Source organism: Mesorhizobium sp. RSR380A, assembly GCF_054719385.1.
Genome location: NZ_JBTTIB010000001.1, coordinates 2,145,429 through 2,158,330, shown reverse-complemented (window position 1 = coordinate 2,158,330; position 12,902 = coordinate 2,145,429). Strand labels below are relative to the sequence as shown.

16 protein-coding genes and 1 tRNA gene are annotated in these 12,902 nt (G+C 63.3%); 5 read left to right on the top strand and 12 right to left on the bottom strand.

Annotated elements, in window-relative coordinates; all coding sequences use genetic code 11:
* Positions 1–99: 99 nt before the first annotated feature.
* From ACYG9Z_RS10385 to ACYG9Z_RS10360, 6 genes are all read right to left on the bottom strand, one after another.
* Positions 100–1,029 carry an electron transfer flavoprotein subunit alpha/FixB family protein gene (locus ACYG9Z_RS10385; RefSeq protein WP_023685323.1) on the bottom strand — a complete coding sequence of 310 codons (930 nt, stop codon included), beginning with the start codon at positions 1,027–1,029 and terminating at the stop codon, positions 100–102.
* 20 nt (positions 1,030–1,049) lie between these two features.
* Positions 1,050–1,799, bottom strand: a complete 750-nt coding sequence (locus tag ACYG9Z_RS10380) for an electron transfer flavoprotein subunit beta/FixA family protein (protein ID WP_023685322.1) — start codon at positions 1,797–1,799, stop codon at positions 1,050–1,052.
* Between the two features lie 214 nt (positions 1,800–2,013).
* Positions 2,014–2,814, bottom strand: coding sequence for a rhomboid family intramembrane serine protease (locus ACYG9Z_RS10375; RefSeq protein WP_023685321.1), 801 nt, complete (start codon positions 2,812–2,814; stop codon positions 2,014–2,016).
* A 29-nt stretch (positions 2,815–2,843) separates the two neighbouring features.
* Entirely contained in the window at positions 2,844–3,425 is a 582-nt protein-coding gene (locus ACYG9Z_RS10370) for a cob(I)yrinic acid a,c-diamide adenosyltransferase (protein WP_023671672.1), read from the bottom strand.
* 19 nt (positions 3,426–3,444) lie between these two features.
* Positions 3,445–3,636, bottom strand: coding sequence for a twin transmembrane helix small protein (locus ACYG9Z_RS10365; protein ID WP_023671673.1), 192 nt, complete (start codon positions 3,634–3,636; stop codon positions 3,445–3,447).
* Between the two features lie 24 nt (positions 3,637–3,660).
* Complete coding sequence (locus tag ACYG9Z_RS10360; protein WP_081732471.1) at positions 3,661–4,527, bottom strand: SDR family oxidoreductase; 867 nt, start codon at positions 4,525–4,527, stop codon at positions 3,661–3,663.
* Positions 4,528–4,587: 60 nt separating this feature from the next.
* Here ACYG9Z_RS10360 and ACYG9Z_RS10355 point away from each other — a divergent pair, with 60 nt between their 5' ends.
* Positions 4,588–5,439 carry a YihY/virulence factor BrkB family protein gene (locus ACYG9Z_RS10355; protein WP_023671675.1) on the top strand — a complete coding sequence of 284 codons (852 nt, stop codon included), beginning with the start codon at positions 4,588–4,590 and terminating at the stop codon, positions 5,437–5,439.
* Here the strand turns inward: ACYG9Z_RS10355 and ACYG9Z_RS10350 are convergent.
* A complete protein-coding gene (locus ACYG9Z_RS10350) occupies positions 5,436–6,311 on the bottom strand; it encodes a DMT family transporter (protein WP_031193215.1) in 876 nt (291 codons plus the stop codon). The two genes, ACYG9Z_RS10355 and ACYG9Z_RS10350, sit on opposite strands and share 4 nt — an antisense overlap.
* Before the next feature lie 218 nt (positions 6,312–6,529).
* Between ACYG9Z_RS10350 and ACYG9Z_RS10345 the strand changes: the two genes are divergently transcribed.
* On the top strand, positions 6,530–6,817 hold the full coding sequence (locus tag ACYG9Z_RS10345) for a hypothetical protein (protein WP_023671677.1): 288 nt from the start codon (positions 6,530–6,532) through the stop codon (positions 6,815–6,817).
* Here ACYG9Z_RS10345 and gluQRS read toward each other — a convergent pair whose 3' ends face one another.
* On the bottom strand, positions 6,818–7,693 hold the full coding sequence (gene gluQRS / locus ACYG9Z_RS10340; RefSeq protein WP_023685319.1) for a tRNA glutamyl-Q(34) synthetase GluQRS: 876 nt from the start codon (positions 7,691–7,693) through the stop codon (positions 6,818–6,820). It abuts the gene before it with no gap.
* A 74-nt stretch (positions 7,694–7,767) separates the two neighbouring features.
* On the opposite strand from gluQRS, the gene ACYG9Z_RS10335 reads away from it, so the two are divergent.
* Positions 7,768–8,409, top strand: coding sequence for a DNA-3-methyladenine glycosylase family protein (locus ACYG9Z_RS10335; RefSeq protein ID WP_023685318.1), 642 nt, complete (start codon positions 7,768–7,770; stop codon positions 8,407–8,409).
* A gap of 127 nt (positions 8,410–8,536) precedes the next feature.
* Entirely contained in the window at positions 8,537–9,094 is a 558-nt protein-coding gene (locus ACYG9Z_RS10330; RefSeq protein WP_008874122.1) for an HNH endonuclease, read from the top strand.
* A 265-nt stretch (positions 9,095–9,359) separates the two neighbouring features.
* Here ACYG9Z_RS10330 and ACYG9Z_RS10325 read toward each other — a convergent pair whose 3' ends face one another.
* Positions 9,360–9,878, bottom strand: a complete 519-nt coding sequence (locus ACYG9Z_RS10325) for a disulfide bond formation protein B (RefSeq protein WP_023714966.1) — start codon at positions 9,876–9,878, stop codon at positions 9,360–9,362.
* A 62-nt stretch (positions 9,879–9,940) separates the two neighbouring features.
* Positions 9,941–10,525: a YqaA family protein gene (locus tag ACYG9Z_RS10320; protein ID WP_023751706.1), complete on the bottom strand. Its 585-nt coding sequence runs from the start codon at positions 10,523–10,525 to the stop codon at positions 9,941–9,943.
* A 206-nt stretch (positions 10,526–10,731) separates the two neighbouring features.
* On the opposite strand from ACYG9Z_RS10320, the gene ACYG9Z_RS10315 reads away from it, so the two are divergent.
* Positions 10,732–10,816 (top strand) — tRNA-Leu (locus ACYG9Z_RS10315).
* Positions 10,817–11,004: 188 nt separating this feature from the next.
* Here the strand turns inward: ACYG9Z_RS10315 and ACYG9Z_RS10310 are convergent.
* Positions 11,005–11,580, bottom strand: a complete 576-nt coding sequence (locus ACYG9Z_RS10310) for a cation transporter (protein WP_023673757.1) — start codon at positions 11,578–11,580, stop codon at positions 11,005–11,007.
* Between the two features lie 139 nt (positions 11,581–11,719).
* Positions 11,720–12,871: a YncE family protein gene (locus tag ACYG9Z_RS10305; RefSeq protein WP_023751707.1), complete on the bottom strand. Its 1,152-nt coding sequence runs from the start codon at positions 12,869–12,871 to the stop codon at positions 11,720–11,722.
* Positions 12,872–12,902 lie beyond the last annotated feature (31 nt).

The window sequence follows — 12,902 nt, the reverse complement described above, 5'->3', positions numbered from 1 at the left end:
GGCCTTTGCGGCCTGCTTTTTGTGCAGTGCAAACTAAAAGGGTGGGGCAGCTTCGTCTACCCCACCCTTTCACAATTTAATACGCTTTGGCAGAAAGCGTCAAAGCGCCTTTTGCAGTTCCGGCAGGATGACGAACAGGTCGCCGACCAGGCCATAATCGGCAACCTGGAAGATCGGCGCCTCTTCGTCCTTGTTGATGGCGACGATGACCTTCGAATCCTTCATGCCGGCAAGGTGCTGGATGGCGCCGGAAATGCCGACGGCAATATAGAGGTCAGGCGCCACGACCTTGCCGGTCTGGCCGACCTGCCAGTCATTCGGGGCGTAGCCGGCGTCGACGGCAGCGCGCGAGGCGCCGACGGCTGCACCGAGCTTGTCGGCGACCGGCAGGATGACTTCCTGGAACTTTTCCGAGGAACCGAGCGCGCGGCCGCCCGAAATGATGATCTTGGCCGAGGTCAGCTCCGGACGGTCGGTTTCCGAGAGTTTGTTCTCGACGAAAGTGGAGAGGCCGGGATTGGCCGCGGCCTTGACCGTCTCGACAGCTGCCGAGCCGCCCTCCGGGGCAGCCTGGAAGGAGGCGGTGCGCACAGTGATGACCTTCTTGGCGTCGCTCGACTGCACCGTCTGGATGGCGTTGCCGGCATAGATCGGCCGTTTGAACGTGTCTGGTGAAACCACTTCGATGATCTCGGAGACTTGCGCGACATCGAGCAGGGCCGCCACGCGCGGCGCGACATTCTTGCCCGACGAGGTCGCCGGCGCGATTATGGTGTCGTAGGCGCCGGCCAGCGAGACAACGAGTGCGGCGAGCGGTTCGGCGAGGCGCTCGGCCAGTTCGTCGGCCTCGGCCAGCAGCACCTTGCTCACGCCCTCGAGCTTGGCAGCGGCGTCGGCCGCGCCCTTGGCGCCTTTGCCGGCGACCAGCACATGCACGTCCGAACCGATCTGCAGCGCCGCCGAGAGCGCCTTCGCGGTCTGGTCGGAAAGGCTGGCGTTGTCGTGTTCTGCGATGAGGAGAATGGTCATTTTATCTGTTCCTTCCAGTCTCAGAGCACGCCGGCTTCGTTCTTGAGCTTGTCGACCAGTTCGGCGACACTGTTGACCTTCACGCCCGCCTTGCGGCCGCTGGGCTCCTCGGTCTTGAGCACCTTCAGGCGCGGCTTGACGTCGGCGCCGTAATCGGCCGGGCTCTTTTCGTCGAGCGGCTTCTTCTTGGCCTTCATGATGTTGGGCAGCGAGGCATAGCGCGGCTGGTTGAGGCGAAGATCGGCGGTGATGATCGCCGGCATCTTCAGTTCCACCGTCTGCAGGCCGCCGTCGACTTCGCGCGTCACCTTGGCCTTGTCGCCGTCGATCACGACCTTGGAGGCGAAAGTGCCCTGTGCCCAGCCGAGCAGGGCGGCCAGCATCTGGCCGGTCTGGTTCGAGTCATCATCGATCGCCTGCTTGCCGAGGATCACGAGACCGGGCTGTTCGGCGTCAACGACGCCCTTCAGCACCTTGGCGACGCCGAGCGGCTCGGTCTGCTCGTCGGTCTTGACCAGGATGGCGCGGTCGGCGCCCATGGCGAGCGCGGTGCGGAGCGTTTCCTGCGCCTGCTGCGGGCCGACCGAAACGACGATGATCTCTTCGGCCTTGCCGGCTTCCTTCAGCCGGAGCGCCTCTTCCACCGCGATCTCGTCGAACGGGTTCATCGCCATCTTGACGTTGGCGAGTTCCACCGCCGAACCATCGGCCTTGACGCGAACCTTGACGTTCGCATCCACAACCCGCTTCACGGGCACAAGGATCTTCATTGTCTGTCACCTCTCCTGAGATATCCGGGCGCGCTATAGCAGCGTGCGCCTCCGCAGAGTTGTCGAAAGCCGACATTCCTGACTGAATTCCGGCCAAACGGAATCCTGGCCGGACGAATTCTGGTCTTCTGCCGCCTAGCGGTGGCGCTCTCCGTAGTTGTGGCGACGCAACACGTCAATATGCCACGGCAGCGGCCAAACCACCCAAATCGGTTCACTTGTGACCGGAAGCGCCACCCCGGCCCCAACGCGTCTCAGGTTGCACGGGAGCGGGACCGGCTGGCGCCGGCCCAGTAGAAGCGGCTGGCTGATCGGCGGGTTGCGGCTCGCCGTCGCCACCGGCGAGCAGCGGCACGCCGCGGCTGCGCATAATGAGCACCAGCACGCCACCGGCAATGATGCCGCCAATATGGCAGGCCCAGGATATCTGGTTTTCGCCGCCGGCGGCAAACATCACCACCTGGAAGCCGATCCACAGGATCAGCGGGATGAAGGCCGGGATACGCAGCGGAATCCGGGCAAAGACCAGCACCCACACTTTCACCCGGGGGTAGAGGACCAGATAGGCGGCGACGACGCCGGCAATGGCGCCGGAGGCACCGATCAGCGGAACCTCCGAACTCCAGGCGACGAGCCCCTGGAAGAAGGCGCCGGCGATGGCGCAAAGCAGGTAGAAGATGAGGTAGCGGATGTGGCCGAGTGCGTCCTCGACATTATCGCCGAACACCCACAGGAACAGCATGTTGCCGCCGAGATGAAAGATATCGGCATGCAGGAAGGCATAGGTAAGGTAACTCAGGCTCTCGGGAATGACGACGAATTGGGGCGAGAGTTCTGCCGTGTCGTGGACAACCGAAGGAATGAAGCCGAAGCCGAGCACGGCTGCGTTGTTGAAATTTTCGCCGCCGATCGTGGTGATGAGAAACACAAGCGCGTTGACCGCGATCAGGCCGATCGTCACATATTGCAGCCGGATGTGGCGCAACCTGTTGGAGTCGTAAAGCGGGATGAACATGCCCCAAGCCCTTTCCCGCCTTCGAAAATTCAGCGGTTCTTGCCGGGCACCCATAACACGTCGGCATTTCCGTTGTCATTGACCGCACGAGCGGCGACGAACAGAAAGTCCGAGACGCGGTTTATGTATTTCAGCCCCTCGCGATTGACATGTTCGGCCGGGTCCTGCGCCAGCGCCACCATGATCCGCTCGGCCCGTCGCGCCACGGTGCGGGCAAGATGAAGTGCTGCCGCCGCCGGCGTGCCGCCATTGAGCACGAAGGATTTGAGCGGCTGCAGATCCTTGTTGAGAAGGTCGATATCCTTTTCGACGCGGTCGGTCTGCGAGGCGATGATGCGCAGCGGCTCGTAGCCCAGCGGCTTGCCGTCGTCGGGCACGGCGAGATCGGCGCCGAGGTCGAACAAATCGTTCTGGATGCGGGACAGCATGGCGTCGATGGCGGGATAACTTGCCGCTGTGTGCAGGCGGGCGATACCGATGCAGGCATTGGCTTCATCGACGGTGCCGTAGGCATCGACGCGCAGGTCGGATTTCAGCCTGCGTTCACCGGTGCCGAGGCCAGTGGTGCCGTCATCGCCGGTGCGGGTGTAGATCTTGTTGAGCTTGACCACGTCGCCTCCCGAACGGCCGTCACTTGCGGGTGAAATACACCACCAGCAGGATCAGTGCCAACGCCAGCGCCTGCAGCAGCACGCGTGCCTGCATCAGCTTGTTCGAGCTCACACCGGAGCCGCCGCGCATCATGTTGATGAGGCCGCGGACAAGCACGATCACCACGGCGACCATGACGAGGACGAGGAGGACTTTGATGACGGTTGCCATGATCTGTTCCCAGTTCTGTTGCGATCAGGCGCGTCCGGCCAGAACGCGGTAGAGCATCGATGCCGGCAGGATGCGCTTGAGCATCACGCCAATCCTGGCCGGCACTGTTACCACATAGTGCGGGCGCGGGCGCCGCGACAGAAGTGCATGGCGCAAGGCCGCATAGACCACCTCCGGCCCCTTTTTCAGCCGTGATGAGCTGCCGCCGGCCCGAAGCCGCGCCAGCTGCGCGGCATAGGCGACGTGGTGGACGGAATTCTCGTGGTCGATGTTTTTCAGGAACCAGAACAGCCCGTTGCTGGCGATTTTCGAGGTCACCGGCCCCGGTTCGATCAGCGAGACATGGATGCCGCTGCCCCTGAGTTCCTGCTGCATGCACAGCATCAGGCCTTCGAGCGCGTGCTTGGAGGCTGAGTAGGCGCCGCGAAAAGGCACCGGCGCTAGCCCAAGGATCGAGGAACAATGAACGAGGCGGCCATGTCCCTGGCGACGCATTACCGGTACGATGCGTCGGGTGAGGTCGTGCCAGCCGAAGAAATTGGCCTCGAACTGCTCGCGCAATGCCGCAACCGGCAGGTCTTCCACGGCGCCGGGCTGTGCATGGGCGCCGTTGTTGAACAGGGCGTCGAGGCGTCCGCCTGTCCGCTCCAGCACCGATGCCGCAAGTGCTGCGATGGAATCCGGCTCACGGTAGTCGAGATAAAAGGCCTCGATGCCGTCGGCTTCAAGTGCGGCTATGTCATCCGGCTTGCGCGCCGTTGCAAACACGCGCCAGCCATCCGCCTTCAGCGCACGGGCGCAGTGGGCGCCTATCCCGGACGAGGCGCCGGTGACGATGATGGTGCGCAACTCTTTGGCAGGCGGCATCGTGGTTTGAGCAAGGGTTGCCATTTGCCACAATCCCTTCCCATATTCGCGGCGTCGAGACAATCGAAGGGAACGCGGCTCTTGATGCGGAATATCGTCGTGCTGCGCCGCGTGCTCTATGACGCGCTTGGCCATTTCAACACCGATGACGGCTGGGCCATGGCCAGCCATCTGGCGATCACTTCGCTCATGGCGCTGTTCCCGTTCCTGATCTTCGCCACCACGCTGGCGAGCTTCCTCGGTGCGCAGGCGTTCGCCGATACTGCCGTGCACCTGGTCTTCGACACCTGGCCCGAACAGATCGCCAAGCCTATCGCGCGCGAGGTGCTCAACGTGCTGACCGTGCGGCGCACCGATCTTTTGACCTACGGCGTGCTTCTGGCGGCCTATTTCGCCTCCAACGGCATCGAGGCGCTGCGCACCTCGCTCAACCGCGCCTACCGCGTCGCCGAAACGCGCGGCATCATCTACCGCCGGGTGCAGAGCATTTTCTTCGTGCTGATCGCGACGGCCGGTTTCCTGGCGATCAGCGTGCTCCTGGTCTTTGCGCCTTTGCTGGCGCGGCTGGCGGAAGCTCATTTCGAGTGGATCAAACCCTATACGGGCACGATCACGCTGTGGCGCTACGTCATCGCCTCAACCGTCATCATTGGTGGCTTGTTTGCCGTCCACTACTGGCTGCCGGCGGGCAAGCGCCGCTTTGTCTCGCTGGTGCCTGGCATCATCTTCACTCTGGCTGCGTGGCTTGTCGGCTCGACCATGTTCGCGACCTATCTCGATCACTTCTCGTCCTATGTGACGACCTATGCGGGGCTTGCCTCGATCATGATCGCCGTGGTTTTCCTCTATATGCTGTCGGCAATCTTCATCCTCGGCGGCGAACTCAACGCCGCGATCAGCCGCTTTCTCGAAGCGCGCGCACGTGTCGGCAGCTAGGTTTTGGCTGGCCGAGCCGTGGCCAGCCCGACGCCGAGCGTCGCGATTGCCATGCCGACGATCTGCACGAGGCTGAGCCGTTCGCCGAACAGCGCCCAGGCGATGACAGCGGTGACGACCGGCACCAGGTAGAACAGCGACGCGACCTTCGACATCTCGCCGTCGCGGATCATCACCATCAGCAAGAAGATGGCGCCGATCGACAGCACCAGGACCAGCCAGGCCATGGCGAAGATCAGTTCGCCGTTGATGATCACCGTGTGGGTCTCAAGGGCCAGCGAAGCCAGGATCATCAGCGAGCCGCCGCCGATATATTGCCACATCGTCGCCGCCACCAGGTCGCCACCCGAGGCATAGCGCTTCTGCCAGATGGTCCCGGCGCTCATGCCCAGCACCGAGACCAGCGACGCCGACAGGGTTTCGGGCGTAACGCCGCCGCCGAGAGCGCCGAGCTTCGGCCACAGCACGATGATCACCCCCACAAGGCCGACGGCAAGGCCGGCCCAGTGGCGCGGCAGGATGGCCTCGCCGAGGAACCGGCCGGCAAGCACGGCCGTGATCAGCGGTTGCAGGCCGACGATCAGCGCCGAAAGCCCGGCGGGCATGCCCCTGTGGATCGCCCAGAACACCGCGCCGAGATAGATGCCATGCATGAGGATGCCAGAGACCGTGGCGTGAAGCGCTTCTACCCTTGTGGCTCGCTTCGAGCCAAGCACGAGCATCAGGCCGGCGAGCAGCAAGGCGGCGATGACAAAGCGGGCGGCCAGAAAGGTGAAGGGCTCCGCCCAGGGCATGGCGTAGCGCGCGCCTATGAAACCTGTCGCCCACAGGACGACAAACGAGGCGGGGATGAACCGCTTGAGACTGTGCATTTCGGGGAAGCCGTTTCCGGTGGAGAGGTCCGATTCGGTGAAGAGACAAATACGGCAATTGCTCTAATGCGGTTCAATCCGGCAAGCAAAGTGAAACAATTGGTACATAAGCTCATCCTGATGTAGGAGGTGGCCGAATTCAAAGGGCGGCGTCAGGGCAATCGACTTCTGTCGATCGATCCGGCGACATGGCGTTTCGGCTTCGACAGGGAGCGCGCATGCTGTTGCATCTCGATACAAGCTGGCTGTTGATGACGGTGGCCAGTGTGGCCGTGTTCGGCTTCTTCTTCGGCTCAGCGCTCGACGCCATCATGCAGGAGGACGGTTTTGGGTCGACCGGCAACACGCTGCTGTTCACGCTCGGCTTTTTCGCCGCGGTCATGGCCGCGAACGAACATGGCATCGTCCTGAGAGATCTGAAGCTCGCGGTTGCCTGGGGACTGGGCGGCGCCTTCGCGTTTATCGGCGCGTTGGCGCTGCTCAAGGCGGGGCTGGCCCGGCTTTAGTCATAGCCCGACCAGCCGCCTGACATCGTCCGGCGACATGCCTGCCTGCCTCAGCGCGGCAAGGCCGGTATCAGCAAAACTCTTCGACAGTTTGCGCCCATCCGGTCCGAGTATGAGACGGTGGTGGAAATACTGCGGCTGGCCGAGGCCGAGCAATTCCTGCAGCAGGCGCTGGATGCCGGTCGCGGAATAGAGGTCGCGGCCACGCACGACATGGCTCACACCTTGCAGGGCGTCGTCGACGACGACGGCCAGGTGATAGCTGGTCGGTATGTCGCGGCGCGCCAGAATGACGTCGCCCCAGTCCTGCGGACGCGCCTCGACGCGCTGCGTCGCCGAAAGCGTCTCGTTGGTGAATTCGCGCCAGGACAAATCCGTGCCGACGCGCGCCAGCGCCGCCTTAACGTCGAGGCGCCAGGCGAAGGGCGCATTTTCGGCGATGCGGCGGTTGCGTTCGCTGATCGGCAGCGCCTTGTCGGCGCCGGGATAAAGCGGCACGCCGTCCGGGTCGCGCGGCCAGTCGCGGCCGCGTTTTTCACTGTCGGCGATGAAGGCCCTGATCTCGCCACGGCTCATAAAGGCAGGGTAGACGAGGTCTTCGCGGACCAGCCGGTCGAGCACGGCCTGATAGTCGGAGAAATGCTCGGCCTGGCGCCGCACCGGCTGTTCCCATTCGAGACCTAACCATTCGAGGTCGCGAAAGATGCCAGCCTCGAATTCAGGCGTGCAGCGGATCGTGTCGATGTCCTCGATGCGCAGCAGCAGGCGGCCGCCGGCCGCACGCGCCAGTTGCTGGTTGAGCAGTGCCGAATAGGCATGGCCGAGATGCAGTTCGCCATTCGGGCTCGGCGCGAAGCGGAATGTCAGGAGCGTCATCTCACAAGCGGCAATCGGGTTGTGCAGCGGTTTTGCCAATTGCTACCGTGAGGTCGGTTCAGGAACAAGAAAACATGCAACGCATCGCGACACTGGACGATATTGCGCGCGGGCTGGATGCGCTTTGCGCAATCGATCCGCGCCTGGAAAAGGTGCGCGGCATGGCCGGCGAGGTGCCGCTGCGGCTGTCGGAGCCCGGCTTTCGAAGCCTGGCCTCCATTATCGTTTCGCAACAAGTATCCCGTGCGAGCGCCGATGCCATTTTCGGCCGGCTGGTGAAACTGGTCGATCCGCTAACGCCGCAGGCGATCCTTGCCGCCGGCGAGGACATGTTTCGTGAGGCTGGGCTGTCGCGGCCGAAGCAGCGCGGTCTGATCGCGGTTGCGCAGGCCGTGGTTGAGGGGCTCGACCTGCATCACCTCTGTTCGCTCGACGCCGAAGAGGCGATCGCGGCTATGATCGCGGTGCCGGGCATCGGCCCGTGGACGGCGGAAGTCTATCTCCTGTTTGCCGCCGGCCACCCCGATATTTTCCCCGCGCGCGACGTCGCGCTGCAGAGCGCGGTTGGCCACGCGCTCGGCATCGAGCCGCGTCCGCCGGAGAAAACGCTGATCGCCCTGGCCGAATCATGGAGCCCGTGGCGAGGTGTCGCATCGCGGCTTTTCTGGTCCTATTATCGCGAAACCAGGGGCCGGGACGCAGCACCTCCGGCCTGAAACCGTAAAAAAGCATGAAAATCCTGCATTTTTGCCGCTTTTGGCTGATGACAATCCGCTTCACATCCCTGTCATGTCGGGCTTACAGTATCCGCGCCGATCGGTTCTAGAACGAGGAGGTCAACAAGTGACGGTTGCCGTATCTCCGGATGGGCTTCCTGCGCTGGTGCTGAATGCGGATTACCGTCCGCTCAGCTATTACCCCTTGTCGCTCTGGTCCTGGCAGGACGCCATCAAGGCGGTGTTCCTCGACCGGGTCAACATCGTCGCCGAATACGAGCATGCGGTGTCTTCGCCGACCTTTTCGATGAAGCTGCCCAGCGTCGTCAGCCTGAAGGCCTATGTGAAGCCGTCGAGGCACCCGGCATTCACCCGCTTCAACGTGTTCCTGCGCGACCGCTTCCAGTGCCAGTATTGCGGCACGCCCGAGGATCTGACCTTCGACCACGTCATCCCGCGCCATCGCGGCGGGGCGACGACGTGGGAGAATGTCGTGGCCGCCTGTTCACCCTGCAATCTGAGGAAGGGTGGCATGATGCCGGCGCACGCCAAGATGTGGCCGCTGCAGAAGCCCTACCAGCCGACCGTGCACGACCTGCACAACAATGGCCGGCTGTTCCCGCCCAACCATCTGCATGAAAGCTGGATGGATTATCTCTACTGGGATGTGGAGTTGGAGCCGTAGGGATTGGCCCGATCGGCCTTGCCAGGGCAATCGCCGATGTCAGGTGCTGCCCCTCATCCGGCTGCGCCACCTTCTCCCCGTATTGTGACGGGGAGAAGGGAATTGGCTGCAAATCTGGCGCCCTTCTTTCAGCGTTCGGGATTGGCGAAACCATTGATGACTGCGTCTTTCTCCCCGTCACTACACGGGGAGAAATGCCCGGCAGGGCAATGAGGGGCGGTGCCAACATTTAGAGACTGGCCGCATGGCGCGACCTCGCACTTGATTAGTCGCGCGCCAGCGCGCCGCGGAAGGCGATGGCGGCGAGGATGAAGCTGGCTATGGCGTTCCACCCGGCCAGCGACAGGCCGAGGATACGAAGGGCTGCCTTGTCGCACGATGGCGGCACGAATTTGTCGAGCGCGTCGAGCACGCCCTTGCCGCCGGTGTCGACCGGGCCGGCGCCGGCCGTGCAATCGGCCGGGCCCTGCCACCAGGCCCATTCGACGCCCGAATGATAGACGCCGAGATAGAGCCCGTAGAGCATCAGCAGGCCGCCGACGGCAAGCAGGCCGCGCGTCAGCCATGCGGGTGCGCTGAACATCGAGGCGATCACCGCCAGCAGCATCAGCGGGGCGCCGATATAATAGGGCGTGCGCTGCTCCAGGCAGAGATGGCAGGGGATGTAGCCGCCTATGTGCTGGAAGGCGAGCGCGGAGCCGACCGTGGCGGCCATGGCGACGGCGAGAAACAAAGCGGTGCGCGTGCGCTGGCGTCCGGTATCGGCTGTCATCGTGGCTGTCATGTTTCGTCCGTTGAATTCGCCGTCCGCCGGCATAGTCCTGACCCACCGCCCGCCTTGGGCGGTCAGAAGGCGTATTTGACGAGGATATAGAGCAAAATCAGGGCGGCGGCGCCGGCGCCGACGATCAATCCCAAACGCTTCTCGATGAATTCCTTGATCTCTTCGCCATAGCGGCGCAGCAGCCAGGCCAGAAGCAGGAAACGGGCGCCACGCGCCAGGATGGCGGAGACGATGAAGGCGAAAAGATTGACGTGGAGGGCGCCTGCCAGAATGGTGACCACCTTGATCGGCGGCAAGTGGGCGGCACCCGATGTGACAAGCAGCACCAGCATCAGCCCGGTGCCGGATGACTGCCACCTCTCGAACGCGTCAAGGCCGCCAAAGTGCTCCAGCATCGGCCGTGCTATCGTGTCGTAGGCATAGTAACCGATCAGCCAGCCGGCAATGCCGCCCAGCACCGACGCGACAGTGGCGGTCAGCGCATAGCGATAGGCGCGTTCGGGCCTCGCCAACGCCATGGGCAGGTACAAGACGTCGGCAGGTATGAAAAACACCGAGCTTTCGACGAAGGCGATGAAGGCCAGCCACCATTCGGCGGATTTGCGGGCCGCCAGCGACAAGGTCCAGTCGTAAAGTCCGCGAAGCATCGGCTCTCCTGGATGCAGGTTGCCCAGACGCAACGCGCTTTGATGCGCGTCTGTCTAGAAAGATTTTCCGCGCCGCACAATGGCAGGAGCGTCATGAAACAGAAAGGCGGGCTTTTGCCGCAAGCAGGGCACGGCGGCGCATTTGGCCAGTTGACGAACAGGCCTCCGACCGTATAGTCCGCGCCCATCCAGGCCTCCTGGCCTGAGCCCCTATGGCGGAATTGGTAGACGCGCTCGACTCAAAATCGAGTTCCGCAAGGAGTGCTGGTTCGATTCCGGCTAGGGGCACCATTTTTGATCTCACGCCAGTTCGCTTCGCTCATGGGCTCCGATGGGGCGGCCTGACCGGCCGACGGGCGGTCGCCCTTGCGAACCCTCCGGGTTCGAACAGTGCCTCGAACACAGAGCCAACCGCGGCTGCTGAGGATGACAGCGATAGCGCCAATCAGCGGCGGCCGGTAGCCCCGCTCTACGTGCTCTCAGGCCGCCGCACGGTGTTCTTCACGGGCAGCTTCCCACACTTCGCGGGCCGCGTCGGCGTTCATGACCGCGATCCCCAATCCCACCGCCAAATCGGGCCACGCGGAATGCCAGAGCAAGGCCGTGACCAACCCTGCGGCAATAATGGCGATGTTGGCCAAGGCGTCGTTGCGGGCCGACAGGAAGGCCGCCTTTGTGAGGCTGCCGCCACGATGCCGGTGCGCGGCCAGCATGTAGGCACAGGACAGGTTGACGGCGAGAGCGCCAAGTCCCGCCAAGGTCAAGGCGATGGGCTGCGGCGGCACCGGCACGTTGAACTTCTCCCAAGCCGTCCAGAGCGTTGCCAGACCCGGCATGAGAAGGATGAGCGCCAATGCCATCCCCACCCGCGCACGGGAGCGCACAGACCACCCAAGTGCGAGCAGGATAAGGAGGTTCACGGAAGCATCTTCAAGAAAGTCGATGCTGTCGGCGAACAGGGACACTGATCCAATGGCGAGCGCCACAGCGAACTCGATCCCGAAATAGGCAAGATTGAGAAGCGCGACGATGAGGACGATGCGGCGAAGGTTCATCTTCTGGCAGTATCCGAAACCAGTGTGTGGAGCTACAGCTTCGCGGTTTCCAAGGAAAGCCCCTGCTCGTTCCGGGTCCCGGCCGATGGGCGGTTGCCCTTGCGACCTTTTGCGTTCGAGCCGCGCCTCGAACACGGACTTAGCGCATATTCCCCGTATGCCCTTGCGAATACCGCCCCGGCTGTGGCCACACCGTCAGGCCGTGCGGCTCTGAGCCAACCCGAAACTTGGTCACCGCGCCTGATGTCGTGTCGATCATGTAGGCGGCACTGTCGAAGCGGCCGGACAGCCATAGTTGTTTGCCGTCGGCGCTGACGTTGCCCATGTCGGGGCTGCCGCCGCCGGGGATCGGCCATTGCGTGACGACCGCGCGGGTAGCGAAGTCGATCACCGTCACGCTGCCCGGTCCCTTTGCCTGGCCCTGCTCCATCTTGTGCGAGCCCCGGTTCGAGACATAGAGCCGCTTGCCGTCGCGGCTGACGACGAAGCCATGGGCGCCGATGCCGGTCGGGATGAAGCCGATTTCCTTGAAACTGTCGCCATCGACGAGGAACACGCCGTCATTCATCATGTCGGCGACGTAAAAAACCTTGCCGTCGGGCGAGAGGCGGATGTCCTGCGGCATGCCCATTTTCGAGAAGTCGAGATGGCCAAGCACCTTCTGGTTCTTCAGGTCGATCTTGGCCAGTCCGCCATTGCCGTATTCGCAGGTGAAAATCGCGTAGGCGCCGTCGGCCGAGAAATCGGCGTGGTTGATGCCGGGGCAAGTGGGTGTGGGCAGGCTCGACTTCAGCGCCATGGTGTCGGGATCGCGGAAATCGAGCCGCTCCAGGGCTTCGTCGACGACGATGGCCGCGCCCGGCATGAAATACAAATTGTAGGGATCGTCCACGGCGATCTGCGGGCCGGGCTTGCCGGTCATCGGGTCGATCGGCGTCAGGCTGCCGTTCTTGCCGGTGCCATTGTTGGCGACCCAGAGCGTCTTCAGATCCCAGGACGGCACGACGTGCTGCGGTTTGCTGCCGACCGGGAACCTGTCGACTTCCTTGAGTGTCATGGTGTCGATCACCGTGACGCTGTTGGAGGAGCGGTTCGGCACATAGACGCGCGGCAGTGCACCCAGCGTGGCCGGGCTGAGATGGCCGGCGGCGGTGTGGCTGTAGATGTTGATGGACGGCGCGGGCTCGCTGCAATCCTCGGGACAGCTATCGGCCCAGGCGCGGACAGGCAGCAGCGCAAGCAGCAAAAAGGCCGCACGGGGACCGGCGTGACGCAAAAAGGTTCTGATCATCAGGATGGCTTGTCGTGAAGGCCGGCCGAAA

Bases quoted from the DNA above. Each gene is read 5' to 3' on its own strand.
- ACYG9Z_RS10325 (WP_023714966.1), bottom strand. From the start codon at position 9,878: ATGACAGCCACGATGACAGCCGATACCGGACGCCAGCGCACGCGCACC.
- ACYG9Z_RS10385 (WP_023685323.1), bottom strand. From the start codon at position 1,029: ATGACCATTCTCCTCATCGCAGAACACGACAACGCCAGCCTTTCCGAC.
- ACYG9Z_RS10365 (WP_023671673.1), bottom strand. From the start codon at position 3,636: ATGGCAACCGTCATCAAAGTCCTCCTCGTCCTCGTCATGGTCGCCGTG.
- ACYG9Z_RS10360 (WP_081732471.1), bottom strand. From the start codon at position 4,527: ATGGCAACCCTTGCTCAAACCACGATGCCGCCTGCCAAAGAGTTGCGC.
- ACYG9Z_RS10380 (WP_023685322.1), bottom strand. From the start codon at position 1,799: ATGAAGATCCTTGTGCCCGTGAAGCGGGTTGTGGATGCGAACGTCAAG.
- ACYG9Z_RS10355 (WP_023671675.1), top strand. From the start codon at position 4,588: ATGCGGAATATCGTCGTGCTGCGCCGCGTGCTCTATGACGCGCTTGGC.
- ACYG9Z_RS10375 (WP_023685321.1), bottom strand. From the start codon at position 2,814: ATGTTCATCCCGCTTTACGACTCCAACAGGTTGCGCCACATCCGGCTG.
- ACYG9Z_RS10305 (WP_023751707.1), bottom strand. From the start codon at position 12,871: ATGATCAGAACCTTTTTGCGTCACGCCGGTCCCCGTGCGGCCTTTTTG.
- ACYG9Z_RS10345 (WP_023671677.1), top strand. From the start codon at position 6,530: ATGCTGTTGCATCTCGATACAAGCTGGCTGTTGATGACGGTGGCCAGT.
- gluQRS (WP_023685319.1), bottom strand. From the start codon at position 7,693: ATGACGCTCCTGACATTCCGCTTCGCGCCGAGCCCGAATGGCGAACTG.
- ACYG9Z_RS10320 (WP_023751706.1), bottom strand. From the start codon at position 10,525: ATGCTTCGCGGACTTTACGACTGGACCTTGTCGCTGGCGGCCCGCAAA.
- ACYG9Z_RS10310 (WP_023673757.1), bottom strand. From the start codon at position 11,580: ATGAACCTTCGCCGCATCGTCCTCATCGTCGCGCTTCTCAATCTTGCC.
- ACYG9Z_RS10350 (WP_031193215.1), bottom strand. From the start codon at position 6,311: ATGCACAGTCTCAAGCGGTTCATCCCCGCCTCGTTTGTCGTCCTGTGG.
- ACYG9Z_RS10335 (WP_023685318.1), top strand. From the start codon at position 7,768: ATGCAACGCATCGCGACACTGGACGATATTGCGCGCGGGCTGGATGCG.